We start from the raw sequence: 21,566 nt of genomic DNA, 5'->3' as shown, positions 1-21,566 counted from the left end.
AAGTGGGGGGACGCGTAAGCTATTAGTTGCAGACGCGTTATTTATTGTTGCACACGCAACTATAGCGCGCAAGCAACTACTTTGGTCAGCCGGGCACGGGATGGCGCCGCGGGCGGTCCGATCGGGAAAGGAAGCACACGAATGGGCATCAAGGACGACGCCGTGGAGGTCCGCGCACAAGGCTGGCGCACCCTCGCGGCCCTACATGGACTGATCGAGACGGAGCTGGAACGGGCCCTGCAGGCCGAGGCAAAACTCTCGGTGGTCGAGTACACCGTTCTGGACGCACTCAGCCGCCAGGACGGCTGGCACATGCGGATGCAGCAGCTCGCCCGCGCGACAGCACTGAGCGCGAGCGCCACCACCCGGCTGGTAAACCGGCTCGAGGACCGGGCCTTGCTGACCCGGATCCTCTGCGACGACGACCGCCGCGGCATCTATACCGAACTCACGGCCAGCGGCATCGCGCTCCTGGAGCAGGCCCGGCCGGTCCACGACGGCACACTGGAGCGCGCCCTGGCCGCGGCACAGGACATCCCGGAACTTGCCCCGCTTGTGGATGCCCTCCCCCGGCTGCACGCCGTCGCCTGAGTCCGGGGAGGGAAGCGGCCCGGAGAGCCGGTCCCGCGCGAGGTATCCGCCACTCCGGGTCTGGCGCATGCGCGCCCGCAGCGGTACCTTTAAACAACCACCTGGTTGATCAAACGATGAGTTGACTACTTCTCGCTGATCACTCGATGGCATGCCACGCACCGCGGCTGCACCTCCGTCTTTGAGGGGGCACTTCATGGTCCACGACGACGACCAGCTCGACTCCGCCTTCCTGGCGCTGGCCGATCCCGTCCGCCGCAGGATCATCGCCCGGCTCAGCCGGGGGCCGGCCACGGTGAACGAACTGGCGGAACCCTTCGCGATCACCAAGCAGGCGGTCTCGAAGCACATCCAGGTCCTCGAACAGGCGGGGCTCGTCACGCGCACACGCGACGCCCAGCGCCGGCCCGTCCACCTGGACCCCGCGCGGCTGGAGGCACTCACCGCATGGATCGGCCAGTACCGGCTGGTCCGCGAGGAGCAGTTCCGCAGCCTCGACGCCGCGCTCCACACCCAGGCCGCAGCACGCGGCACCCAGGCAAAGGACTCATCATGAGCAACGCCCTGAAACTCAGCGTCCCGGAAGGGTTTCCCTTCATCGACTTCGAACGGGACTTCGACTTCCCCGTGGCGGACGTGTTCCGCGCCCACAAAGACCCCGCCCTGATCGTGCAGTGGCTTGGCCCGCGCAGGATGAGCATGGAGGTGGACCACTACGACTTCCACACCGGCGGCAGCTACAGCTACACCCACACCGGGCACGACGGCGTCCCGCACGTTTTCAGCGGCGTCTTCCACACGGTCCGGGAGAACGAGTTCGCCATCCAGACCTTCGAATTCGACGGTTACCCGGATGTGGTCAGCATCGAATTCATGACCTTCACGGACCTCGGCGACGGCCGCACCCGGCTCAGCGCCCATGCGGTCTACCCCAGCATGGAGGCCCGGGACGGCATGGCCCAGTCCGGGATGGAAGGCGGCGTCAGCGAGGGCTACGAGCGGCTCGAGGAACTGCTGGCCGGCGCCACGGTCTGACGGGCCGGACGAACCCGCCCCGGATTTAGGACCCGCCGCTTAAATCACAAACGCGGGGCCACCCCGGCCCGCCCGGCGAAACCGGACGGGCGGGGTGGCCCCGCGTTGTGGTGCTGTGGCCTAGAGCGCGGCGAACACTTCGCGCAGCAGCTTGGCGGTCTCGGACGGCGTCTTGCCGACCTTCACGCCGGCAGCCTCGAGGGCTTCCTTCTTGGCCTGCGCGGTACCCGCGGAGCCGGAGACGATGGCGCCTGCGTGGCCCATGGTCTTGCCCTCGGGGGCGGTGAAGCCAGCCACGTAGCCGACAACCGGCTTGGTGACGTGGGCCTTGATGTAGTCGGCCGCACGCTCCTCGGCGTCGCCGCCGATTTCGCCGATCATGACGATCGCCTTGGTCTCGGGGTCGGCCTCGAAGGCCTCGAGAGCGTCGATGTGGGTGGTGCCGATGACCGGGTCGCCGCCGATGCCGATGGCGGTGGAGAAGCCCAGGTCACGCAGTTCGTACATCATCTGGTAGGTCAGGGTCCCGGACTTGGAGACCAAGCCGATCGGGCCCTTGCCGGTGATGTTGGCCGGGGTGATGCCGACCAGGGCCTCGCCCGGGGTGATGATGCCGGGGCAGTTCGGTCCGATGATGCGGGTGACCTGCTTGCCGCTGGCGTCCACCTTGGACTGGGCCAGGGCCCAGAATTCGGCGGAATCCTGAACCGGAACGCCCTCGGTGATGACGACGACCAGGCCGATGCCGGCCTCGATGGCCTCGACGACGGCGTCCTTGGTGAAGGCCGGCGGCACGAAGACGATGGAGACGTCGGCGCCGGTCTCCGCCATGGCTTCCTTGACGGTGCCGTAGACGTTGATTTCCTTGTCGCCGTGGACGACGGTGGTGCCGGCCTTGCGGGCGTTGACGCCGCCGACGACGTTGGTGCCGGCCTTGAGCATCAGGGCGGTGTGCTTGGTGCCTTCGCCGCCGGTGATGCCCTGGACGATGACCTTGGAGTCCTTGTTGAGGTAGATAGACATGTCGCGTCCCTTACTTCGCTGCGTTGGCGAGCTCGGCGGCCTTGTCGGCGCCCTCGTCCATGGTGGCGGCCAGGGTAACCAGCGGGTGGTTGGCCTCGGCCAGGATGCGGCGGCCTTCCTCGACGTTGTTGCCGTCGAGGCGGACGACCAGCGGCTTGTTCGCGGAGGAGCCCAGTTCGGCGAGAGCGCCGACAATGCCCTTGGCGACGGCGTCGCAGGCGGTGATGCCGCCGAAGACGTTCACGAACACGGCCTTGACCTGCTCGTCACCGAGGATGACGTCCAGGCCGGCGGCCATGACCTCGGCGGAGGCTCCACCGCCGATGTCCAGGAAGTTGGCGGGCTTGACGTTGCCGTGCTTCTCGCCGGCGTAGGCGACGACGTCGAGCGTGGACATGACCAGGCCGGCACCGTTACCGATGATGCCCACCTCGCCGTCGAGCTTGACGTAGTTCAGGTCCTGCGCCTTGGCCTTGGCCTCCAGCGGGTCCGCTGCGTCCTTGTCCTCCAGGGCGGAGTGCTTCGGGTGGCGGAAGTCGGCGTTCTCGTCCAGCGAGACCTTGCCGTCCAGGGCGACGATGTCGCCGGCGCCGGTCTTGACCAGCGGGTTGACCTCGACCAGGGTGGCGTCTTCCTTCTTGAAGACGTCCCAAAGCTTGAGGATCACGGCGGCGACCTTGCCGCGCAGTTCCTCGGCGAAGCCGGCGGCGTTGACGATTTCGTCGGCCTTGGCCTGGTCGATGCCGACGGCCGGGTCGATGGCAACCTTGGCCAGCGCTTCCGGGCGTTCGACGGCGAGCTGCTCGATTTCCATGCCGCCCTCAACCGAGCACATGGCCAGGTAGTTGCGGTTGGCTCGGTCCAGCAGGACGGAGAAGTAGAATTCCTCGGCGATGTCGGCACCCTGGGCGATCATCACCGTGTTGACGGTGTGGCCCTTGATGTCCATGCCGAGGATGTTGGTGGCGTGTTCCAGAGCCTCGTCGGCGGTCTTGGCGACCTTAACGCCGCCGGCCTTTCCGCGGCCACCGACCTTAACCTGTGCCTTGACGACAGTTACGCCGCCGATCTTCTCGGCAGCTGCCTTTGCTTCTTCAGGGGTGTGCGCCACGATGCCAGCAAGCACGGGTACACCGTGCGCCTCGAACATATCGCGCGCCTGATATTCAAACAGGTCCACGGTTTAGTGTCCTTCTACGTCGAAGTAGTTTCTGTACAGCCGCTCGCCGCGGATTCGCGGTGACCGGGCTGCGGATTAAAGGCACCCTGCGACAGGTCCGGAGACGAGCCGCACGACGCAATGCTCCTTGTGGAACTCTAGTCCTTTGGAGCGGGCAGCCCGACCCACAGTACAGGTTATGTGAGTAACGACACTATTCTATTGAGCGTAGAAAAACCCCTACATTACGGGGATTTTGAGGCCTTCGGAGCCGCCGCGGAGGGCGTCGCGCCGGGTCCCTTAATGAGCTCGTAACGGTCGCGGGAAACGAAGAAAGCGACCTGCGCGGAGACGTTTCCGCAGGCCACGCCACCGTCGTAGGCGGAGCAGCGCAGGCCGTTCCGCTCCACGTTGCCGCCCTCCGGCAGGACCGCCAGCTGGGAGATCGGCCCGGTGGGGCTCCCCTTTGGCCCGTATTCGGCTTCCTGGGCGGTGACGCCGGAGCGGCATTCACCGTAGACGGCCTTGTCCGGGGTGAGCAGCGCCGTGCCGCCGAGGTAGCCCAGCCCGGTGCCGGCGCAGTCATCCGCGATGTCCTGGGCGGCGGGGCGGGGGTAGGCGGATAGTTCGCAGTGCGCAACGGGGACGGTGGCCAGCTTGGCGTTGGCCGGCGGGGTGAAGGTGTTGGGTTCGTAGGGGAGGTTGATGCTGGTGCCCCGGGCCGAGGTGAGGCTGCAGGCGACCGTGTGGTCCGCGGTCACGAAGCTGACGGCGTCCGTGCCCGCCCCGAGGGTGGCCGGATCCGTCAGCGGCGCCTGGCGGAGCTGCTCGAGGACCGGCAACGGCGCCGGCGGGACGTAGTCCGGGTCCTGCCGGGTGACGCTGCAGCCGCTGGCCGCGAGCAGCACCAGGGCGGCGAGGGCGGCCTGCTTGGTTCGACGCATGGGCTTCATTATGCCAATCACGGGATCCGGCGCCGGGCGAAGCCCCGCCGGACTGTGGCGCCGGTCAGGCCGTGATCTTGGTCAGCGGCGCGTAGCGGAGCAGGAGGCGCTTCTCCCCCACCGCGAAGGTCACCTTCGCGACGGTCTTGTCCCCGGCGCCCTCGACGGCCAGCACGGTGCCGTCGCCGAAACTCGTGTGATTGACCCGGTCCCCCACGCTGACGGCCACGATCTCCTTCTGCGGCTGGACCCGGTTCCGGGCGATCGCCGCCGGGACATCCGCATTAAAACCGGCAGCGGAGTCGGCCCCGGTACCGCGGGCTGTGCCCGCGCCCCAGAAGGATCCGCTGTAGCGGCTGGAGCCGATGGACCCGCCGCCCCAGCTGGCCGCCTGGCGGCTGGTGCCCTCGCGTTTCCACTCGACCAGCTCGGCCGGGATCTCCTCGATGAACTGGCTGGCGGGGTTGTACTGGCTCTGCCCCCACATGTTCCGGACCTCGGAGCGGGTGAGGTAGAGCCGCTTCCGGGCCCGGGTCAGGCCCACGTAGGCGAGCCGGCGTTCCTCCGCCAGTTCCTTGGGGTCCGTGGCCGAACGCTGGTGCGGGAACAGCCCGTGTTCCATGCCGGTCAGGAACACCACCGGGAATTCCAGGCCCTTGGCGGTGTGCAGCGTCATCAGGGTGACAACGCCGAGCCGCTTGGCCTCGGCGACCGCGGCGTCAATGTCCGCCCCGGGGGCGTCCGGGATCTGGTCGGCGTCCGCCACCAAAGAGACCTGCTCCAGGAAGGCACCGAGCGAACCTTCCGGGTTGTCGCGTTCGTATTCACGGACGACGGCGACCAGTTCGGCGAGGTTTTCGACCCGGGATTCGTCCTGTGGGTCTGTGCTGGAGCGCAGGGTGGCGAGGTATCCGGTCTGTTCCAGCACCGCCTCGAGCGCCGCGGCCGCACCGGAGCCGGCGGCCACCTCTGCCAGGTCATCCAGCATCTTCACGAAGCCGAGGACCGCATTCACGGAGCGGGTGGCCATGCCGGGCGCCTCGTCGGCCCGGCGGGCGGCGGCCATGAAGGAGGTGCGGTCGCGCTGGGCCAGCGAGGCGATGGCACCCTCGGCCCGGTCGCCGATGCCGCGCTTGGGCTCGTTGAGGATGCGGCGCAGGTTGACGTCGTCGTCGGGGTTCACCAGGACGCGCAGGTAGGCCAGGGCGTCCTTGATTTCCTTGCGCTCGTAGAAGCGGGTGCCGCCGACCACCTTGTAGGGCAGGCCGACGCGGACCAGGACGTCCTCGATGGACCGGGACTGGGCGTTGGTGCGGTAGAAGATCGCGACGTCGCCGGGGCGGAGGTTGCCCTCGTCCTGCAGCCGGTCGATCTCCTTGGCGATGAACTGGGCCTCATCGTGCTCGTTCTCACCCACGTAGCCGACGATCTTCTCGCCGTCGCCCTCGGCCGTCCAGAGCCGCTTCTCCGGCCGGTTGGGGTTGCGGGAGATGACCGCGTTGGCGGCGCTGAGGATGGTCTGGGTGGAGCGGTAGTTCTGCTCCAGCTTGATGGTGCGCGCGTCCGGGTAGTCCTTTTCGAACTCCACAATGTTGCGGATGTCCGCCCCGCGGAAGGCGTAGATGGACTGGTCCGAGTCGCCCACCACCGTCAGTTCCGCCGCGCCGTCGCCCTCGCCGACGATCTCGCGGACCAGGGCGTACTGGGCGTGGTTGGTGTCCTGGTACTCGTCCACCAGCACGTGCCGGAAGCGGCGCCGGTAGGAATCCGCGAGCGCCGGGAAGGCCCGGAACATGTAGACGGTCTCGGCGATCAGGTCGTCGAAGTCCATGGCGTTGGCCTGGCGCAGGCGCTGGGTGTAGCCCTTGAAAACCTCCGCCACGGCCTGTTCGAACGGGTCGTTGTGGTTGGCGCTGGAGGAGTAGCTGTCCGCGTCGATCAGTTCGTTCTTGAGCGCGGAGATCTTGTGCTGGATGGCCTTGGGCGCGAACTTCTTGGGGTCCAGGTCCAGGTTCTTGGCCACCAGGGTGATCAGGCGGAGCGAGTCGGCCGAGTCGTAGATGGAGAAGTTGGAGTTCAGGCCTACGTTGGCGGCCTCGCGGCGCAGGATGCGGACGCAGGAGGAGTGGAACGTGGAAATCCACATGGTTTTTGCCCGGCCGCCGACGAGTGCCTCGATCCGCTCGCGCATCTCGGCGGCGGCCTTGTTGGTGAAGGTGATGGCCAGGATCTCGCCGTGGTGCGCACGCCGGGTGGCGATCAGGTAGGCGATGCGGTGGCTGAGCACCCGGGTCTTTCCGGACCCCGCTCCGGCCACGATCAGCAGGGCGCCGCCGGCGTGCTTGACGGCCTCTTCCTGCTGCGGGTTCAGGCCCTGGAGGAGGTCCTCGGCACTGGGCAGCCGGTGCCGTTCGCCGTCGGCGTGGCCCTGTCCGCCGTCGCCCCCGTGGTCGTGCGCCAGGGCGGGCATCCCGGTGCCGGCGCCTGCGTGAGCCGCCGCTTTCGCGGGCGCGCCCGGGGTCGCAGCTGCTTGGAAGGGTCCGTCGGCGTAGGGGTCAAACAACATATCCATGGTGTTAACAAGTCTAGGTGGTGCCACCGACGGTGAGGTTCGGGGCTACTGCACGGATCCCCGCTGGAGCGCGGCGCGGAGCTCCCGCACCGCCGTCGCTCCCCCGGCGATGAACCACTCGAGGCCGTTGACGCGGACGACGTCGGTGCTGCCGCCGGCCGCCCGCACGATCGCCTGGCCGGGCAGCCAGTCCCATTCCGGGCAGCTGTGCTGGAACCAGCAGTCGAGTTCGCCGTCGGCCACGCGGGCCAGGTCGCAGGAGCCGGAACCGAACATCCGCAGCGACGCCGCGGAGACGGCGGCCGCGTGCCAGGGCATGGCGCACATCGGGTCCGCGAGCCAGGTGGGGTGGATGTAGGTGGCTGCGCCCTGCTCCGCGAGGGGCGCCTGGTCCCGCGCCGGCGCGGCTCCCTCGGGGGCGAAGCCGGTCAGCCGTTCCCCGTTCAGGGTGGCGGGGTGGTCGGTGCCGCCGAGCCAGAGCTTGTCCGCCTCGGGCTGGAAGATAGCGCCGAGAATCGGCCCGGTAGCGTCCTTGAGTGCCAGCGCGGAGCACCAGTAGCTGGAGCCGTGCAGGAAGTTGTAGGTGCCGTCCACCGGGTCGATCACCCAGGTCCGTCCGCTGGTGCCGGTCTTGGCGGCGCCCTCCTCGCCGAGGATGCCGTCCTCGGGCCGGCACCGCTGGAGCTGTTCGAGGACGTAGGCTTCCGCGGCGTGGTCGGCGGCGGTAACGACGTCGGACACGGAGGTCTTCTGGTGGCCTTCCAGCCCGGCGTGGCGCATCAGCAGGGCCAGATTTCCGGCCTCCCGGACCAGGGCCGCGGCCAACTCGGCGTCGTCGAGGTCTGGGCTGAGGTCCGCGGCGCTGTGCCGTCCGAGCCGGTGCCTGCCGAGGTCGCTGTGGCCGAAGTCGTTGCTGCCTGTTTCGCTCATTCGTTCAGCCTACCGGCGCCGGGCATAGGGGCGGGGTGCAGGGGCGATAATGGGTCCATGGCCAAAACACCCGCCCAGCGGCTCAAAAAACACGGCGCCAACGCTGCCCTCCCCCAGCATCAGCTGTCTCCGGTGATCAACCCCAGCACCTCCCGGACGCCGCAGAAGGCGCAGAGCAACGGCAACCTGGTCCTGATCGCCGGCGTGGTGGCGAGCCTCTTCCTGTTTTGGTACCTGCACCTCCTCACCCTGAACCAGCTGACACAGCTCAGCGGCGGGCTGCCCATGCCCGATTCGCTGATCGGCGGCTTTGACCAGGGGTTCGTTGACCAGCTTCGCACGGCCATGGATAACGACGCCCGCGGACAGTTGAACTATGTGCATAAGACCGCCGGGACGCTCTTCCCGCTGATCTTCGGCTTCACCTGGCTGCTGTTGATCGGGGTCAACGTGGCCAGGAAGCCGCTGCGCTGGGCTTTCTGGGCACTGCCGCTGCTGTTTGCCGTGGTGCGGCTCTGGGGGAACGCCGCCATCGACGGCATGATGTCGGCCGGCACCCTCGACGGCGGCCAGGTGGCGCTCGCTTCGGCGCTCACGGTGGCCGGCTGGGTCCTGCTGCTGCTCAACCTGCTGGCCGGCGGCGCGGCCGTGTTCCTGAACCGGAAGTCGGCCCCGGCGCGCGGAGCTGCTGCCGACTAGTGCCGGCCGAAGCCGGCCGCACGCCACAGCCGTGACCACAGGGACACGGGGCCCAGTTCGACGGCGATGAATTCCCGGGTCTGCTCGGCGCGGTGAGGAGCCCCTGCGTTTTCGAAGTGCATGACGGCCTCTGTCAGGGCTGTCCGGGCAGCGGACTCGTTACCCATGGCCAGATACGATCGTCCGAGAAGGAACCACGCGTCGCCAAGGAGTTGGGGGGCAACCGCCTCTGTGCAGATGTCTTCCAGGATCTCGGCCGCACCAGCAGCGTCGCCGGCCAGGAAATTCCAATGAGCCCGGTTGCGTCGGAGAAGCAGGATGTCACTTTGTGTGCCGCCAATGATGTCGGTTGCCAGTTCGGCCCGCTCGATGCACCGGAGAGTGTCAGCATCCGCAACGTCTGCCGCTAAGCGCATGGCGGCGGACGCCTTATTGAATTTGGCCCAGACGTCCAGGTTTTTGGTCGGGGAAAAAGTCGCAGCCGCGAGTTCGTGGTAGTGCAATCCGTCTTGAATTCTGCCGCAGAGGAATGCGACATTGCCCACTACCCAGAAGGCTTTGCCTGCCAACTGGTCATCAAGCTCATCCGAAACGGCCTGAGCAAGCTTCTTACTCTCCGCCCATGCCTCGTCGAACTGGCCGCCATCGGCGAGCGCGGCGATAAGAGCCTGCCTGGCCTGCACATTAATTTCTTGGTCGGAATCGCCGGGGGTTAAGTCCGCCGCGCGCCGGGCGCAATCGGCCGCCTTGTCGAGGAGTCCGGCCCCTTGGCGAGCCTTGGCGATGAGGATGTGAGTTCGGGCCTGATCCCGCTCACTCACGGGTGTTGGGGATTCCCGGAGCAGCGCTGTGCCCAGCTCCACGCAGGCATCGAACTCTTCAGCGTCCAGAAGGTTCTCGGCCCGGAGGAAGCTCATGTTCCACCAGGCAGCCGCATCGCCCGCCCCTAGGGCGATTTCGGCGGCTTGTTCCGCACTCCCGGCCGCTTCGGCGAACGCGTGGTGGCTCCGCTGCTCGTGCGCCTTGAGCTCGGCGGCGGCATACAGCGGCGATACGGAGTGCATGAGACAAGTATCGAGTGCATTTGAAGAAAAAGTGAACGCCGCGCGCAATCTATGCCGTCTCGTGACCACGCCAGCACACGATTAGCACAGTTTTTTAAAAGATCCGCGAATTCTTGCTGTACGGCGTGTCCACTACCCATATACTAAACCTGCATTACTTGAGTCACTTCAGCCACTTACGTAACAGGAGCCCTCCATGAAGAAAACCATCGCAACACTCCTCGTCGCCGGCGCCCTGGCTGCTGCGGGCGTCTCCGCTGCATCCGCTGTTTCGGCCAATGGCAACCAGGGCTCTGTAGAGGCCGTCTACTACTGGCCTAACTCCACCCCGAAGAACTAACACTGGGGTTAGCCGCCGGGGGCGGGTGCCGGATTCCGATCCAGCACCCGCCCTTTGCTTTGCGCTTCTGTTCTGCGGTTCAGAAGATGAAAAGATCGCATTACTCCGCGGCCGCACTCCAGGAAAGAATGTTCTCCGCGACAGTCTCGGCCGGCGCTGGCCTGCTGAAGTAGTAACCCTGTCCGCTGGAGCAGCCCAGCCGCACCAGTTCCTCGGCCTGCTCCGCGGTCTCGATTCCCTCCGCCACGGCCCGCAGCCCGCAGGCGTGGATCAGGTGCAGCACGGCCTCGACAAACCGACCCTGCTCCTCGTCGGTACCCAGCCCATCGATGAGGCTCCGATCAATCTTGACGACGTTCACCGGCAGCCGCCGCAGGTAGCTGATGGAGGAGTAGCCGGTGCCGAAGTCGTCGATTTCGAGCTGGACACCCAGCTGACGCAGGCCGCTGAGCGAGTACTTGTCCACGTCGCCGCCGGTCACCGCCATGGATTCGGTCAGCTCGATGATGAGGTTGGCGGCATCCACGCCGGTCTCGCGGAGAATGTCCTGGACGTGCTCAATCAGCTCCAGGTTCTGCAGCTCGGTGGTGGAGATGTTGACCCGCATGGAGAAGTCCTCATCCAACGGGAGCTCCTCCTGCCAGGTGCGCAGCTGCCGCACCGCGGTCTTCAGCACCCAGTGGCCCAGATCCACGATCATCCCGGTTTCTTCGGCCAGCGGGATGAACTGGTCGGGCATCAGCAGTCCGCGCTCGGGGTGGTTCCACCGCACGAGCGCCTCGACGCCCTCCATTCGGCCGGTCGCGAGCTCCACGACGGGCTGGTAGTGCAGCACCAGCTGGTCCTCGAGGATGGCCGCGCGCATCTCGGTCACCATCAGGCTCTGCAGCCGGCGGGCGTAGAGCAGGGCCGGTTCGAAGACCTTGATCCCGCTGTGCGGCTGGGCCTTGGCCGCGTACATCGCGGTGTCCGCCTCCATCACCAGGTCGTCCACGGACTGGCCGGGTTCGGCCACCCGCACGCCGATGCTGGTGCCGCAGGTAATCCGCAGGTCGCCGATCTCCAGGCTTTCGTTCAATGCCTTCAGGATCCGGTTCGCGACCCGGCGGGCGCGGACCAGGTTCGATTTGGGCAGCATGACGGCGAACTCGTCGCCGCCCAGCCGGGCGACGGTGTCCGTGACGCGCACGGCATCCTGGAGGCGTCGGGCGATGACCCGCAGGACGTCGTCGCCGGCGCTGTGGCCCAGCGTGTCGTTGATGCCTTTGAAGGAGTCCAGGTCAAGGATCAGCAACGCGGGCGGGGCCTCGCCGCGGGAGGTCTCGGCCAGGGCGTGGCTCAGGACGGAGTTCAACGCGGTGCGGTTCGCCAGCTGGGTGAGCGGGTCCGTCAGGGCCATCCGCTCGAGTTCCACTTGGGCTTCGCGGAGCATGGCGGTCCGGCTGTCGACCCGCTCCTCAAGCTCCTGGTAAATGGTCTGCAGGTCATCGGCCATCAGGTTGATGCCGGCGATGACGGCGGCGACGTCGTCCCGCGCACCCGAGTGGGGAATGCGGGTGCTCAGATCGCCGCTGGCGATCCGGACAATGCCCTCGACCAGGTTATGGAGCCTGGGATCCGGTTCACTTTTCACTCGGTGTACTGCCTTAACCATTCGAGGGCCGCTGGACGGGAAAGAAAGAATTGCGCCGGGATGCTCTCGCTGCGGGAGCGCAGCAGGTAGTGCGCGATCACCCGGTCCACGGGACCCTCCCCCACGATGGCGACGGCGCGGGCGGCGATCGACTCGGAGTAGGCGTGCCGGGCCTCGGGGCTGACGCCGATGACACCGGAGATGTTGAGCATGACGCCGACGCGGTTGCGGCCAGCGATCGTCTGGACGGCGGCGGCAGCCCGCCGCGCCTCGGAGCCGCCGATTTCGACGTCGCGCGGCATTTCCAGTTCAACGAGCGACGGAGTGACCAGCGTGACGGTGATCTCCGACGTCGTCCTTTCGGGAGACATATCCAGCGGCGGGGCCACCGGGGGTGCTGCCGTCATGGGCGTCCCTCCGGCGCAACAAATACGCGCCCGCAGGCGGGGGCGGGGTCGCCAAAGGCCGTCGCTGCCGTGACCGGCACAACCCTTGGTTCAGACATTCGTCCCCAGCACTGCTCAGTCGTTGATTTCGCATGCGCCGGATGGAACCCGGCACAAGACTCCCGGCGTTCCGGCGAATGACCCCATGATAGTGCACGCCAGCGGCCGAATGAGATGTACGACACCCCGTCGCCGGGACGGCCCGGCCGCCCGGTCTCCAGCCGGCCAGCGCCCCGCCGGCCGCTTACCCTCGGGAACGCAGGGTCTGCGCCTTGCGCGTCGTCCGTTCCTTCCGCACCCGCTGGGCCACGACCAGACCCACCGCCGCGGTGCCGATGGTGATCGGGTAGCCCATCAGCCGTTCGAGGGTTCCGGGTTCGGGAACGGCCATCCCTGTGATGCCGCCGGTGACCAGGGCGGCGAGTCCCACCGCGCCGCAGGCCAGGATGAACCAGCCCAGCGGCGTCCGGCGCCGCCAGAGCCAGCCGATCAACCCCAGGGCCAGGCCGCCGGCCGAGAAGTACGCCACGGCGCCAATGTAATGCCACGGGGAGCCGGCGTCCTCGGGCACCAGCCCCACCACCACGGTCCCGGCACCGGCGATGGTGGTGAGGGCCCGGGCGATGAACGCCGGCACGGACGCCGGGCGCCGGCCCCTGGTGCGGGGCAGCCGTTCGCCGGCACGGGCCGCCACGCCGATCACCGCGGAGGTGACCAGCATGGCCCCCACCATCATGCCGATGCCCTGAACGATGAAGGAGGCGTTCATCAGCAGGTGGGCCGGGGAGCAGACGTCGCGGCCCGAGTAGGTGCCGCAGTGCAGGGCCCCGAGGTCGCTGATGTAGCCCGTGCGGCGGCTGTATGCCTCCCTGCCGGCCCAGGCGCCGATCACGGCGGTCTCGGCCACGAAATATTGCAGGACACTGAGCTTGGCCAGCGCCCCGGCGTAGAACCGCGTGGACGCCACATCCGGAAGGTAGAGGAGCTCTCGGTTTGCTGCGCGTGCGGGGGCGGTCATGCCTTGAGCGTAGTACGCGGCCCCACCTTGTATGCTGGTATCCGTGTTCGGACGGGTCGGCTGTGGCCGGCCGCGACGGACGCCCGCCCTCGTAGCTCAGTGGATAGAGCACGGCTCTCCTAAAGCCGGTGTCGTTGGTTCGATTCCAATCGAGGGCACGTGGATTCCCTGAGCCCCGGCACTCCTGCCGGCAGCCACGCCACCGCTGATCACGGGGCGGACGAGGACCTGCACTCCTACCTCGCGGGCACCTGGACCGTGGCCCGCACCATGCTGGACCGTGCCACGGGTACCCGGGGCTCCTTTGCCGGCGTCGCGCGCTTCACCGCGACGGACGACGGCGGTCTCCGCTTCCGCGAAGAGGGCACCGTGACCTGGACTCCCGCCGGCGCCCCGCCCTTCACCGGGCCTGCCAGCCGGGAATACCTGCTCCGACCCACCGCCGCCCCCGGCGTCATGGCCATGCACTTCGCCGACGGCCGCCCCTTCCACCGGATGGGTTTCGGGCCGGATACCGCCAGCGACCACCACTGGTGCGATCCGGACACGTACCGGGTCCGCTACGCCCGCCTCGGACCGGACGCTTTCCGCTACACCTGGGATGTCACCGGCCCCGCCAAGGACCTGCTGCTGGAGTCGGAACTGCGCCGGGACCCCGTTTCCGGCTCCGCGCCGCCGCCCGGCACCAACCCGGACATCGTGGTCTCCGCCGTCTGCGTCTACGACGCCCGCGGCCGGCTGCTCACCGTGCGCAAGCGCGGGACGGACAAGTTCATGCACCCCGGCGGCAAGCCCGAAGCCGGGGAATCCGCGGCGCAGGCCGCGGCCCGCGAACTGGCCGAGGAGGTCGGCATCGTCCTGCCGCCCGAGGCCCTGCAGCCCCTGGGCCGGTGGCTGGCCGACGCCGCCAACGAGGCCGCCACCCGGATCGACGCGACGGTCTTCACCGCGCCCGGGACCTGGACCGCGGCGCCGTCGGCCGAGATCGCGGAGATCCGCTGGCTGGACCTGGCCGGCGAGCTTCCGGGCGACCTGGCCCCGCTCCTGACCGACCACGTGCTGCCGCTGCTCGCGGCGGCACGCGACGCCCCGGCCTAGGCGGGAGCCGGCCGGGCCGGCGCAGGCGGGACCCAGCCCCGGCTTCCCTGCGGGCCGGGTCCCCTACGGGCCGGGTCCCTGCGTCCGCCCTATGCGTCCGGCAGCGCGTCGGCAGCCACCGCGGTGGCCTCGGCGAACTGCGTCCGGTACAGCTCCGCGTAGCGGCCCTCGGCGGCCAGCAGCTCGCTGTGCGTCCCCCGTTCGACAACCACGCCGCCCTCGATCACCAGGATCGCGTCCGCGGCGCGGATGGTGGAGAGCCGGTGGGCGATCACGACGGCGGTGCGGCCTTCCAGCGCGGCACCGAGCGCGTCCTGGACCGCGGCCTCGTTGGTCGAGTCCAGCGCGGCGGTGGCCTCATCGAGGATGACCACCCGCGGCTGGGCGATGAGCAGCCGGGCGATGGTGAGGCGCTGGCGTTCGCCGCCGGAGAGCCGGTAGCCGCGCTCCCCCACGATGGTGTCCAGGCCGTCCGGCAGCGAGCGGATCATGTCCTCGAGGCGGGCCTGCCGCAGAACATCCCACATCAGCTCCTCGGTCGCGTCCGGGCGCGCCAGGCGCAGGTTGGAGGCGATGCTTTCGTGGAACAGGTGGCCGTCCTGGGTCACCATGCCCAGGGTCTCGCGCATCGAATCGAAGGTCAGGTCGCGGACGTCGACGCCGGTGCCCGGTTCGCTGCCGCCGAAGCGGACCGCGCCGGAATCGACGTCGTACAGGCGGGACAGCAGCTGGGCGATGGTGGACTTGCCGGCGCCGGAGGACCCGACCAGGGCCACCGTCTGGCCGGGTTCGACCCGGAAGCTGATGCCGTGCAGGACTTCCTCGCCGCCCCTGGTGTCCAGTGTCGAAACGTCCTCGAGGGAGGCCAAGGACACCTTGTCGGCCGAGGGGTAGGAGAATCGGACGTTGTCGAATTCCACGGAGAGCGGTCCGCGCGGCGATGCCACGGCGTCCGGCTTCTGCTGGATCAGCGGCTTGAGGTCCAGGATCTCGAAGACGCGCTCGAAGCTGACCAACGCGCTCATGATCTCCACCCGGGCGCTGGAAAGCGCGGTGAGCGGGGCGTAGAGGCGGGTGAGCAGCAGCGCCAGCACGACGACGTCGCCCGCGGCGAGCTGGCCGCCGAGCGCCAGCCAGCCGCCCAGGCCGTAGACCAGCGCCAGTGCCAGCGCGGAGACCAGGGTCAGAGCGGTGACGAAGGTGAACTGCAGCATCGCGGTGCGGACGCCGATATCCCGCACCCGGCCGGCACGCACGGCGAATTCATGGGATTCCTCGTCCGGGCGGCCGAATAGCTTGACCAGGGTGGCGCCGGGCGCCGAGAAGCGCTCGGTCATCTGCGTACCCATGGTGGCGTTGTGTTCGGCCGCCTCACGCCGCAGCTCGGCCAGCCGGGAACCCATCCGCCGGGCCGGGATCAGGAAGATCGGCAGCAGGATCATGGCCAGCACCGTCACCAGCCACGACTTGTTCAGCATCACGGCCAGGGTCAGGACCAGGGCCACCACGTTGCTGACCACGCCGGAGAGGGTGCCGGCAAACGCGGACTGGGCGCCGATGACGTCATTGTTCAGCCGGCTCACCAGGGCGCCGGTGCGGGTGCGGGTAAAGAATGCGATCGGCATCTTCTGGACGTGGTCGAAGACCCTCGTGCGCAGGTCCAGGATCACGCCCTCCCCGATGGTCGAGGACAGCCACCGCGTCACCAGTCCCAGGCCGGCCTCGGCCACGGCCACGATCGCGATCAGGACAGCCAGCCAGATGACCGTGCCCGCGTCCGTCTTGGCGATGATCGCGTCGACCACCTGGCCGGCGAGCACCGGCGTCGCGACGGCCAGGACCGCCATCACGATGGAGAGCAGCACGAAGGCGATCAGCCGGTTGCGGTGCGGCCGGGCGAAACCGAAGACGCGCTTGACCAGGGCCTTGGAGAAGGTCCTGGAACCGTCGGCGCCGCGGGTGATGTTGTAGAGGGAGCTCCAGGCGACCCGGTCCATGCTCATGTGTTGGTGCCTTTCGGGGCGCTCGCGCCCAGCAGTTCGGTGACGGTGCCGTCCACGACGTTCCAGCGGACGTCGAGGCGGACGTTTTCCAGCAGCCGGCGGTCGTGCGTGACCAGCAGCAGGGCGCCGTCGTAGCTTTCCAGCGCTTGCTCCAGCTGTTCGATCGCGGGCAGGTCGAGGTGGTTGGTGGGTTCGTCCAGGACCAGCAGGTTCACGCCGCGGGCCTGCAGCAGCGCCAGCGCCGCGCGGGTCCGTTCCCCGGGCGAGAGGGAGTCGACGGTCCGGGAGGTGTGGTCCGCCTTGAGCCCGAACTTGGCCAGCAGGGTCCGGACCTCGGCCGGCGTCTGGTCGGTCAGGACAGCCTCCACGGCGTCACCCAGTTTTAGGTGTCCGGCCAGCAGCCCGCGGGCCTGGTCAATCTCCGCGACTGCCACGGAGGCGCCCATCGAGGCGTCCCCGGAGTCGGGCCGTTGCACGCCCAGCAGCAGGCGCAGCAGGGTGGACTTGCCCGCCCCGTTGGGGCCGGTGATGCCGATCCGCTCGCCGGCGTTGAGCTGCAGGTTCACCGGGCCCAGGGTGAAGTCGCCCTGGCGGAGGACGGCGTCGCGCAAGGTGGCGACGACGGCGCTGGAGCGCGGGGCGGCGCCGATGCTGAACTGCAGCTGCCACTCCTTGCGGGGCTCCTCGACCTCTTCCAGCCGGGCGATCCGGGACTCCATCTGGCGCACCTTCTGGCCCTGCTTCTCCGAGGACTCGGTGTTCGCGGCGCGGCGGATCTTGTCGTTGTCCGGGCTCTTCTTCATCGCGTTCCGGACGCCCTGGGAGCTCCATTCCCGCTGGGTACGGGCGCGGGAGACCAGGTCCGCCTTGGTGGCGGCGAACTCCTCGTAGCGTTCGCGGGCGTGCCGGCGGGCGACGGCGCGTTCCTCCAGGTAGGACTCGTAGCCGCCGTCGTAGACCGCGACGGCGTTCTGGGCCAGGTCCAGTTCCACCACGGTGGTCACGCAGCGGGCCAGGAACTCGCGGTCGTGGGAGACCAGCACGACGCCGCCGCGCAGGCCTTGGACGAAGGCCTCCAGCCGGGCCAGGCCGTTCAGGTCGAGGTCGTTGGTGGGCTCATCCAGCAGCACGATGTCGAAGCGGCTGAGCAGCAGGGCCGCGAGCGCCACCCGCGCCGCCTGGCCCCCGGAGAGCCCGGTCATGGCCGCGTCCTCGCCGACCTCCAGGCCCAAGTCCGCAAGCACGGCCGGGATGCGGTCGTCCAGGTCGGCCGCGCCGGAGGCCATCCAGCGGTCGAAGGCGGCCGCGTAGGCGTCGTCGGAGCCGGGCGCACCGGAGCCGAGGGCCTCGGCGGTGGACTCCATCTCCACCGTGGCCTGGGCGCAGCCGGTCCGCCGGGCAATGTAGCCCGCTACGGTTTCGCCGGGGATCCGCTCGTGTTCCTGGGGCAGCCAGCCGACAAACGCGTCCGCCGGGGCCAGGCTGACCGTTCCCTCCTGGGGTTCGTCGACGCCAGCCAGCAGCCGGAGGAGGGTGGACTTGCCGGCACCGTTCGCGCCGACGACGCCGACCACGTCCCCGGGCGCCACCGTGAGGGAGAGTTTGGAGAATAGGGTGCGGTGGCCGTGGCCGCCGGAAAGGTCTTTCGCAACGAGGGTTGCCGTCATGTATCCATCCTCTCACCGGCCGCCCGGGCCAGGCGGCGGGTGCATCTGCCGGCCGGCAGCGGGCCGGGCATAGAAGAACCCGCTGGTCCGGACTTGGGGGGTGTACGGACCAGCGGGTTCGAGCAACTAGCATAGTTGATTCGGGGCCCGCCGGCAAAACCGCCGGCGTCAAGTCCAGACAAGGGAAAGCGCACGCCGGGGGCAGGTGCGGACACGCCGAATGAGGAACCGCCCAATGATCACCACCCTTCTGGTCTCCGTCCTGGCGATCTGCGCCGTCATCACGGTGATGAGGATTCCCGCTGCGTTGCGCGGCGAAAACCGGTCCTTGTTCGGCATCTTTCTGCTGATCACCGTCGCCATGGTGTTCAGCATCCAGTCCAGCTATGCGGTCATTGACGGTTTCCTAGGATCCCGGAACTACGCCAACCTGATCCTGCGGTTCGTCATCTACGGCACCGTGCTGCTGGCCGGTTACAAGATCGCCAAGGGCTTCGAGAACAAACGGAGCCTGAGGCTCCTGCTGGGCCCGATCGGGCTGACCGCTCTGGCGCTGATCTGCCTGGCCACCGCCGTTCCGTTTCTGCTGGCGAACACCGCCGGCACCTCGGTGGGGCTGGCCACGCTGCCGGACCAGAGTGAGCGCAACCGCCAGCTCATCGCGCTCTATACCTTGGCCGGGCGTCTCTACCCCGCCTACGTGGCCGCCTGCCTCCTGCCGGCAACCATCCACGCGCTGCGGTCCCGGCTCCCGGGGCTGGTGCGGGGAGGGGCCGCCCTCCTGACGTTCGGTTCGATCGCCATGGTTTCGATGCCCTTCAGCGACCTCGTCCCCCGCGGCCTGACTTTCCTTCAGTACTACATCAACTCGGCCGCCGTCTTGGGACTGGTGCTGGGACTGGCCCTGATCTGGCTCGGACGGCTGTCAGCCCGGCGATCCGGTCGCGCCGGGCTGAAGAATTCCCGCGAACCCCGCATGGCGGGACCGACGAAGAAGGGCAAGAACGACCTATAATGGTTCTCAGCATTGGGGGGGTGCCGGCCATCGTCGGCGGCGTACCGTTAGTGCTGTGAGGCCTGCCAACCCGCTCCGGTACGAATCCGTAGAAAGTCATAGATGCCCTTACCCGCCAAAGCCTTCCAACTCTGGCTCCATGGTGTTGCGCCAGCGGCAAGCACAGCTGACATCTGCAGGATCTCGGGGCTGAAGCGGACCACCCTGGCCCAGCAGCTGGTGCGGGGCAAGGTGGCCGAGGGCTCCGTGGTCAGCATCAGCCGGGCGTTAGGGATCAACCCCGCCGAGGCGCTGTCCAACTTCGACCAGTACGCAGAGCTCAAGCAGCTGAGGCAGCCTCCTACCTCGGCCGAACTCGTCAGCCAGATCGCGACCATGGACCTTCTGGAGGCCGTCGTGGCGCGTTCCTCGGGCCGGAGCGGACGACTGACGCTGAGCACGCCGCCCCACGCCACCTCCGTGCGGAACTGGGTGGACGCCGTCGACGACGGCGAACTGCGGCACCGGGTGTCGGCCGCCTCCGGCGTCGCCCCGCAAAATTACTCGGCGCAGCTGACCGCCAACCGGTTGTCCCCGGAACTGGCCATTGCCACATCGCGGGCTGCCGGCGTCGGCTTCAGCGCCGGCTTTGTGGCTACCGGCCTGATCACGGAGGCGGAGGCCGGTTGGTCCCCCTCAGCCCGGCAGGAAGCCCTCGACGCCCTGTCCGACGGTGACCTAGTCTCCCTCGCCGGTGACCGGCTCCAGGCCCTGGGCCGCACCCTGCGGCGGCAGGAACAGGAACAGGCCCAGACCGAGAAGATCTGGGAGAACCTGGGGTGATCGACATCCTGCAATGGACCACGCTGGGCGTCTGCGCACTCCTGGCCGTGTTTCGCATCCCTAGCGCCCTCCGCGGGGAGAACCGGCTCATGTTCGGGATCTTTCTGCTGATGACGCTCGCCATCCTGCTCAGCATGGAGGCGCCCTACGTCGCGGTGGACGAGCTCCTGGGCGGCACCAACATTGCCAACCTATTGCTCAGGTTCGTCATCTTCGGGGTCATTCTGCTGATCGGGCTGCGCGTCGCCCGCGGTTTCGGCGCCGGGCGGGCGCTCTCATGGATTGCCGGGAAGCCGGGCGTCACCGCACTGGCCCTGGCCTGCGCCGCCGTCATCGTGACCTTCCTGCTGATGGACACCCAAGGGTCCTCTGCGGGCCTCAAAGCTATTGCAGCCAAGGACGCTCGAAACGCCGCACTGGTCGAGGTTTACGGCGCGTTCGGCCGGCTTTACCCCTGCTACATCGCGGTGGTCCTGTTGCCGACCATGATCCGTACCGTGCGCAGCCGCCTCCCTGTGCTGATCCGGCTCGCGGCGGTGTTCCTGTCGGTCGGCGCGGTGGGGTTGGTCCTCAGTCTGTCGTCACCGATCATCCCACCGGGCATGGGATTCATCCGGTTCATCGTCAATTACACCGCCGTGCTCTGCTACGTCCTGGGCCTGGCCGCCGTCTGGGCGGACAAAATCAGGGCGCAGGCCCGGCGCCGAAATCCGCTGCCTTCAACCGAGAGCAGCTTCTCCCCCTAGAAACGAGGCATCATGACGTTGCTGGGATGGGGAACCCTGATTGTTTGCGGCGTGGCTCTGCTGCTCCGTGTGCCAGACGCCGTCCGTGGCCGGAACCGGACCGTCGTCGGCATCCTGTTCCTGGCCACCCTCTGCAGCCTGCTCAGCCTCCCGGGCCCCTATGCCGCCGTCGACGGCGCCCTCGGCGGGATCAACCTGACCAATCTCGTCCTGCGCTTCCTGGTCTGTGCCATGGTCCTGCTGGTGGGGCTGCGCCTGTCCCGGGCCCTGGGCGGCGCCCGTACCCGGGAACTGGTGACGGGCCGGTGGGGACGCCTGGCCCTGGCAGCGGCGTGCGTGGCGCTTGCGGTGACGTTCTTCCTGATGGACACCCGCGGCTCCTCGGCGGGGCTGGAGGCGCTGCCGGACCGGGGTGGGCGGAACGCAGCGCTCGAGCCGCTGTACGCGGGCTTCGGACGCGTCTACCCTGCTTACATCTCGCTGGTCCTGCTGCCCGCCCTTCTCGCCGCGGTGCGGGCACAGTTGCCCCGGCTGGTGCGCAGCGGCGCGGGCCTGACCGCCGCCGGAGCGGTCGCCGCCATCCTCACGGTCCCCGTTAGTTTTGCGCCAGACGCCTGGGACGACGCACGCATCGTGGTGAACTACGCGGCGGTCCTCGGCTACGTGCTCGGGCTGCTGCTCTTCTGGTTGTCGGGGCGCCTGTCCCGGCCGCAAGATAACGCTCCGGCAACGTTTCGGGAAAAATAACGTCATGCATTCAC

Annotated in this window: 21 protein-coding genes, 1 tRNA gene and 1 pseudogene; 12 read left to right on the top strand and 11 right to left on the bottom strand. The window is 68.3% G+C overall.

Features of this window, described 5'->3' with window-relative positions; genetic code table 11:
* Positions 1–141: 141 nt before the first annotated feature.
* The 3 genes from ACFUCU_RS13865 (at position 142) to ACFUCU_RS13855 (ending at position 1,626) form a co-directional block, all read left to right on the top strand.
* The gene (locus tag ACFUCU_RS13865) at positions 142–591 is read left to right on the top strand and encodes a MarR family winged helix-turn-helix transcriptional regulator (RefSeq protein WP_290258669.1); all 450 of its coding nucleotides are present in this window, start codon (positions 142–144) and stop codon (positions 589–591) included.
* Positions 592–787: 196 nt separating this feature from the next.
* Positions 788–1,147, top strand: coding sequence for an ArsR/SmtB family transcription factor (locus ACFUCU_RS13860; RefSeq protein ID WP_377973114.1), 360 nt, complete (start codon positions 788–790; stop codon positions 1,145–1,147).
* Entirely contained in the window at positions 1,144–1,626 is a 483-nt protein-coding gene (locus ACFUCU_RS13855; protein ID WP_377973113.1) for an SRPBCC family protein, read from the top strand. The genes ACFUCU_RS13860 and ACFUCU_RS13855 overlap by 4 nt, the downstream gene beginning before the upstream one ends.
* Before the next feature lie 120 nt (positions 1,627–1,746).
* Here the strand turns inward: ACFUCU_RS13855 and sucD are convergent, their stop codons facing one another.
* From sucD to ACFUCU_RS13830, 5 genes are all read right to left on the bottom strand, one after another.
* The gene (sucD, locus tag ACFUCU_RS13850; RefSeq protein ID WP_377973112.1) at positions 1,747–2,649 is read right to left on the bottom strand and encodes a succinate--CoA ligase subunit alpha; all 903 of its coding nucleotides are present in this window, start codon (positions 2,647–2,649) and stop codon (positions 1,747–1,749) included.
* A 10-nt stretch (positions 2,650–2,659) separates the two neighbouring features.
* Complete coding sequence (sucC, locus tag ACFUCU_RS13845; protein ID WP_290258673.1) at positions 2,660–3,829, bottom strand: ADP-forming succinate--CoA ligase subunit beta; 1,170 nt, start codon at positions 3,827–3,829, stop codon at positions 2,660–2,662.
* Between the two features lie 224 nt (positions 3,830–4,053).
* On the bottom strand, positions 4,054–4,761 hold the full coding sequence (locus tag ACFUCU_RS13840) for a hypothetical protein (protein WP_377973111.1): 708 nt from the start codon (positions 4,759–4,761) through the stop codon (positions 4,054–4,056).
* A gap of 55 nt (positions 4,762–4,816) precedes the next feature.
* Complete coding sequence (gene pcrA / locus ACFUCU_RS13835) at positions 4,817–7,324, bottom strand: DNA helicase PcrA (RefSeq protein ID WP_377973110.1); 2,508 nt, start codon at positions 7,322–7,324, stop codon at positions 4,817–4,819.
* 45 nt (positions 7,325–7,369) lie between these two features.
* Positions 7,370–8,254, bottom strand: a complete 885-nt coding sequence (locus ACFUCU_RS13830; protein WP_377973109.1) for an inositol monophosphatase family protein — start codon at positions 8,252–8,254, stop codon at positions 7,370–7,372.
* A 57-nt stretch (positions 8,255–8,311) separates the two neighbouring features.
* On the opposite strand from ACFUCU_RS13830, the gene ACFUCU_RS13825 reads away from it, so the two are divergent.
* A complete protein-coding gene (locus ACFUCU_RS13825; protein WP_377973108.1) occupies positions 8,312–8,953 on the top strand; it encodes a hypothetical protein in 642 nt (213 codons plus the stop codon).
* On the opposite strand, the gene ACFUCU_RS13820 is transcribed toward ACFUCU_RS13825, so the two are convergent.
* Positions 8,950–10,017, bottom strand: a complete 1,068-nt coding sequence (locus ACFUCU_RS13820) for a tol-pal system YbgF family protein (protein WP_290258679.1) — start codon at positions 10,015–10,017, stop codon at positions 8,950–8,952. The genes ACFUCU_RS13825 and ACFUCU_RS13820 overlap by 4 nt on opposite strands.
* 196 nt (positions 10,018–10,213) lie before the next feature.
* Between ACFUCU_RS13820 and ACFUCU_RS13815 the strand changes: the two genes are divergently transcribed.
* Complete coding sequence (locus ACFUCU_RS13815; RefSeq protein WP_290258680.1) at positions 10,214–10,357, top strand: hypothetical protein; 144 nt, start codon at positions 10,214–10,216, stop codon at positions 10,355–10,357.
* Positions 10,358–10,457: 100 nt separating this feature from the next.
* On the opposite strand, the gene ACFUCU_RS13810 is transcribed toward ACFUCU_RS13815, so the two are convergent.
* From ACFUCU_RS13810 to ACFUCU_RS13800, 3 genes are all read right to left on the bottom strand, one after another.
* Positions 10,458–11,990, bottom strand: coding sequence for a putative bifunctional diguanylate cyclase/phosphodiesterase (locus tag ACFUCU_RS13810; RefSeq protein WP_377973107.1), 1,533 nt, complete (start codon positions 11,988–11,990; stop codon positions 10,458–10,460).
* Positions 11,987–12,397, bottom strand: coding sequence for a hypothetical protein (locus ACFUCU_RS13805; protein WP_290258683.1), 411 nt, complete (start codon positions 12,395–12,397; stop codon positions 11,987–11,989). Before ACFUCU_RS13805 ends, ACFUCU_RS13810 begins: the two co-directional genes overlap by 4 nt.
* A gap of 283 nt (positions 12,398–12,680) precedes the next feature.
* On the bottom strand, positions 12,681–13,454 hold the full coding sequence (locus tag ACFUCU_RS13800; RefSeq protein ID WP_290258684.1) for a DUF998 domain-containing protein: 774 nt from the start codon (positions 13,452–13,454) through the stop codon (positions 12,681–12,683).
* Positions 13,455–13,539: 85 nt separating this feature from the next.
* Between ACFUCU_RS13800 and ACFUCU_RS13795 the strand changes: the two genes are divergently transcribed.
* The 3 genes and pseudogenes from ACFUCU_RS13795 (at position 13,540) to ACFUCU_RS13785 (ending at position 14,552) form a co-directional block, all read left to right on the top strand.
* Positions 13,540–13,612, top strand: a tRNA-Arg gene (locus ACFUCU_RS13795).
* 1 nt (position 13,613) lies between these two features.
* Positions 13,614–14,093: pseudogene (locus ACFUCU_RS13790) on the top strand (DUF6314 family protein); the annotation flags it as partial.
* Positions 14,094–14,153: 60 nt separating this feature from the next.
* Positions 14,154–14,552 (top strand): NUDIX domain-containing protein, encoded by a 399-nt coding sequence (locus tag ACFUCU_RS13785; protein ID WP_377973179.1) that lies wholly within the window; start codon positions 14,154–14,156, stop codon positions 14,550–14,552.
* Positions 14,553–14,641: 89 nt separating this feature from the next.
* Here ACFUCU_RS13785 and ACFUCU_RS13780 read toward each other — a convergent pair whose 3' ends face one another.
* Together ACFUCU_RS13780 and ACFUCU_RS13775 are read right to left on the bottom strand one after the other, a co-directional pair.
* Entirely contained in the window at positions 14,642–16,555 is a 1,914-nt protein-coding gene (locus tag ACFUCU_RS13780) for an ABC transporter ATP-binding protein (protein ID WP_290258685.1), read from the bottom strand.
* Positions 16,552–18,222, bottom strand: coding sequence for an ABC-F family ATP-binding cassette domain-containing protein (locus ACFUCU_RS13775; RefSeq protein WP_377973106.1), 1,671 nt, complete (start codon positions 18,220–18,222; stop codon positions 16,552–16,554). Before ACFUCU_RS13775 ends, ACFUCU_RS13780 begins: the two co-directional genes overlap by 4 nt.
* Positions 18,223–18,457: 235 nt before the next feature.
* Between ACFUCU_RS13775 and ACFUCU_RS13770 the strand changes: the two genes are divergently transcribed.
* From ACFUCU_RS13770 to ACFUCU_RS13755, 4 genes are all read left to right on the top strand, one after another.
* A complete protein-coding gene (locus ACFUCU_RS13770) occupies positions 18,458–19,237 on the top strand; it encodes a hypothetical protein (protein WP_377973105.1) in 780 nt (259 codons plus the stop codon).
* 102 nt (positions 19,238–19,339) lie between these two features.
* A complete protein-coding gene (locus ACFUCU_RS13765; RefSeq protein ID WP_377973104.1) occupies positions 19,340–20,059 on the top strand; it encodes a hypothetical protein in 720 nt (239 codons plus the stop codon).
* Entirely contained in the window at positions 20,056–20,805 is a 750-nt protein-coding gene (locus ACFUCU_RS13760; RefSeq protein ID WP_377973103.1) for a hypothetical protein, read from the top strand. Before ACFUCU_RS13765 ends, ACFUCU_RS13760 begins: the two co-directional genes overlap by 4 nt.
* A 12-nt stretch (positions 20,806–20,817) precedes the next feature.
* The gene (locus ACFUCU_RS13755) at positions 20,818–21,552 is read left to right on the top strand and encodes a hypothetical protein (RefSeq protein WP_377973102.1); all 735 of its coding nucleotides are present in this window, start codon (positions 20,818–20,820) and stop codon (positions 21,550–21,552) included.
* Positions 21,553–21,566 lie beyond the last annotated feature (14 nt).

Origin of the sequence: Arthrobacter sp. NPDC057259, from assembly GCF_042668995.1 — a bacterium.
GTDB lineage: Bacteria > Actinomycetota > Actinomycetes > Actinomycetales > Micrococcaceae > Arthrobacter.
The sequence above is the reverse complement of the archived record's forward strand: the minus strand, read 5'-3'. Positions and strand labels throughout refer to the sequence as shown.

What these genes read in the sequence shown, in the direction of transcription:
- ACFUCU_RS13820 (WP_290258679.1), bottom strand. Translation starts at nt 10,017, where the DNA reads ATGCACTCCGTATCGCCGCTGTATGCCGCCGCCGAGCTCAAGGCGCAC.
- ACFUCU_RS13770 (WP_377973105.1), top strand. Translation starts at nt 18,458, where the DNA reads ATGATCACCACCCTTCTGGTCTCCGTCCTGGCGATCTGCGCCGTCATC.
- ACFUCU_RS13765 (WP_377973104.1), top strand. Translation starts at nt 19,340, where the DNA reads ATGCCCTTACCCGCCAAAGCCTTCCAACTCTGGCTCCATGGTGTTGCG.
- ACFUCU_RS13860 (WP_377973114.1), top strand. Translation starts at nt 788, where the DNA reads ATGGTCCACGACGACGACCAGCTCGACTCCGCCTTCCTGGCGCTGGCC.
- ACFUCU_RS13775 (WP_377973106.1), bottom strand. Translation starts at nt 18,222, where the DNA reads ATGACGGCAACCCTCGTTGCGAAAGACCTTTCCGGCGGCCACGGCCAC.
- ACFUCU_RS13805 (WP_290258683.1), bottom strand. Translation starts at nt 12,397, where the DNA reads ATGACGGCAGCACCCCCGGTGGCCCCGCCGCTGGATATGTCTCCCGAA.
- ACFUCU_RS13855 (WP_377973113.1), top strand. Translation starts at nt 1,144, where the DNA reads ATGAGCAACGCCCTGAAACTCAGCGTCCCGGAAGGGTTTCCCTTCATC.
- ACFUCU_RS13825 (WP_377973108.1), top strand. Translation starts at nt 8,312, where the DNA reads ATGGCCAAAACACCCGCCCAGCGGCTCAAAAAACACGGCGCCAACGCT.
- ACFUCU_RS13780 (WP_290258685.1), bottom strand. Translation starts at nt 16,555, where the DNA reads ATGAGCATGGACCGGGTCGCCTGGAGCTCCCTCTACAACATCACCCGC.
- pcrA (WP_377973110.1), bottom strand. Translation starts at nt 7,324, where the DNA reads ATGGATATGTTGTTTGACCCCTACGCCGACGGACCCTTCCAAGCAGCT.
- ACFUCU_RS13830 (WP_377973109.1), bottom strand. Translation starts at nt 8,254, where the DNA reads ATGAGCGAAACAGGCAGCAACGACTTCGGCCACAGCGACCTCGGCAGG.
- ACFUCU_RS13755 (WP_377973102.1), top strand. Translation starts at nt 20,818, where the DNA reads ATGACGTTGCTGGGATGGGGAACCCTGATTGTTTGCGGCGTGGCTCTG.
- sucD (WP_377973112.1), bottom strand. Translation starts at nt 2,649, where the DNA reads ATGTCTATCTACCTCAACAAGGACTCCAAGGTCATCGTCCAGGGCATC.
- ACFUCU_RS13840 (WP_377973111.1), bottom strand. Translation starts at nt 4,761, where the DNA reads ATGAAGCCCATGCGTCGAACCAAGCAGGCCGCCCTCGCCGCCCTGGTG.
- ACFUCU_RS13865 (WP_290258669.1), top strand. Translation starts at nt 142, where the DNA reads ATGGGCATCAAGGACGACGCCGTGGAGGTCCGCGCACAAGGCTGGCGC.
- ACFUCU_RS13800 (WP_290258684.1), bottom strand. Translation starts at nt 13,454, where the DNA reads ATGACCGCCCCCGCACGCGCAGCAAACCGAGAGCTCCTCTACCTTCCG.
- ACFUCU_RS13815 (WP_290258680.1), top strand. Translation starts at nt 10,214, where the DNA reads ATGAAGAAAACCATCGCAACACTCCTCGTCGCCGGCGCCCTGGCTGCT.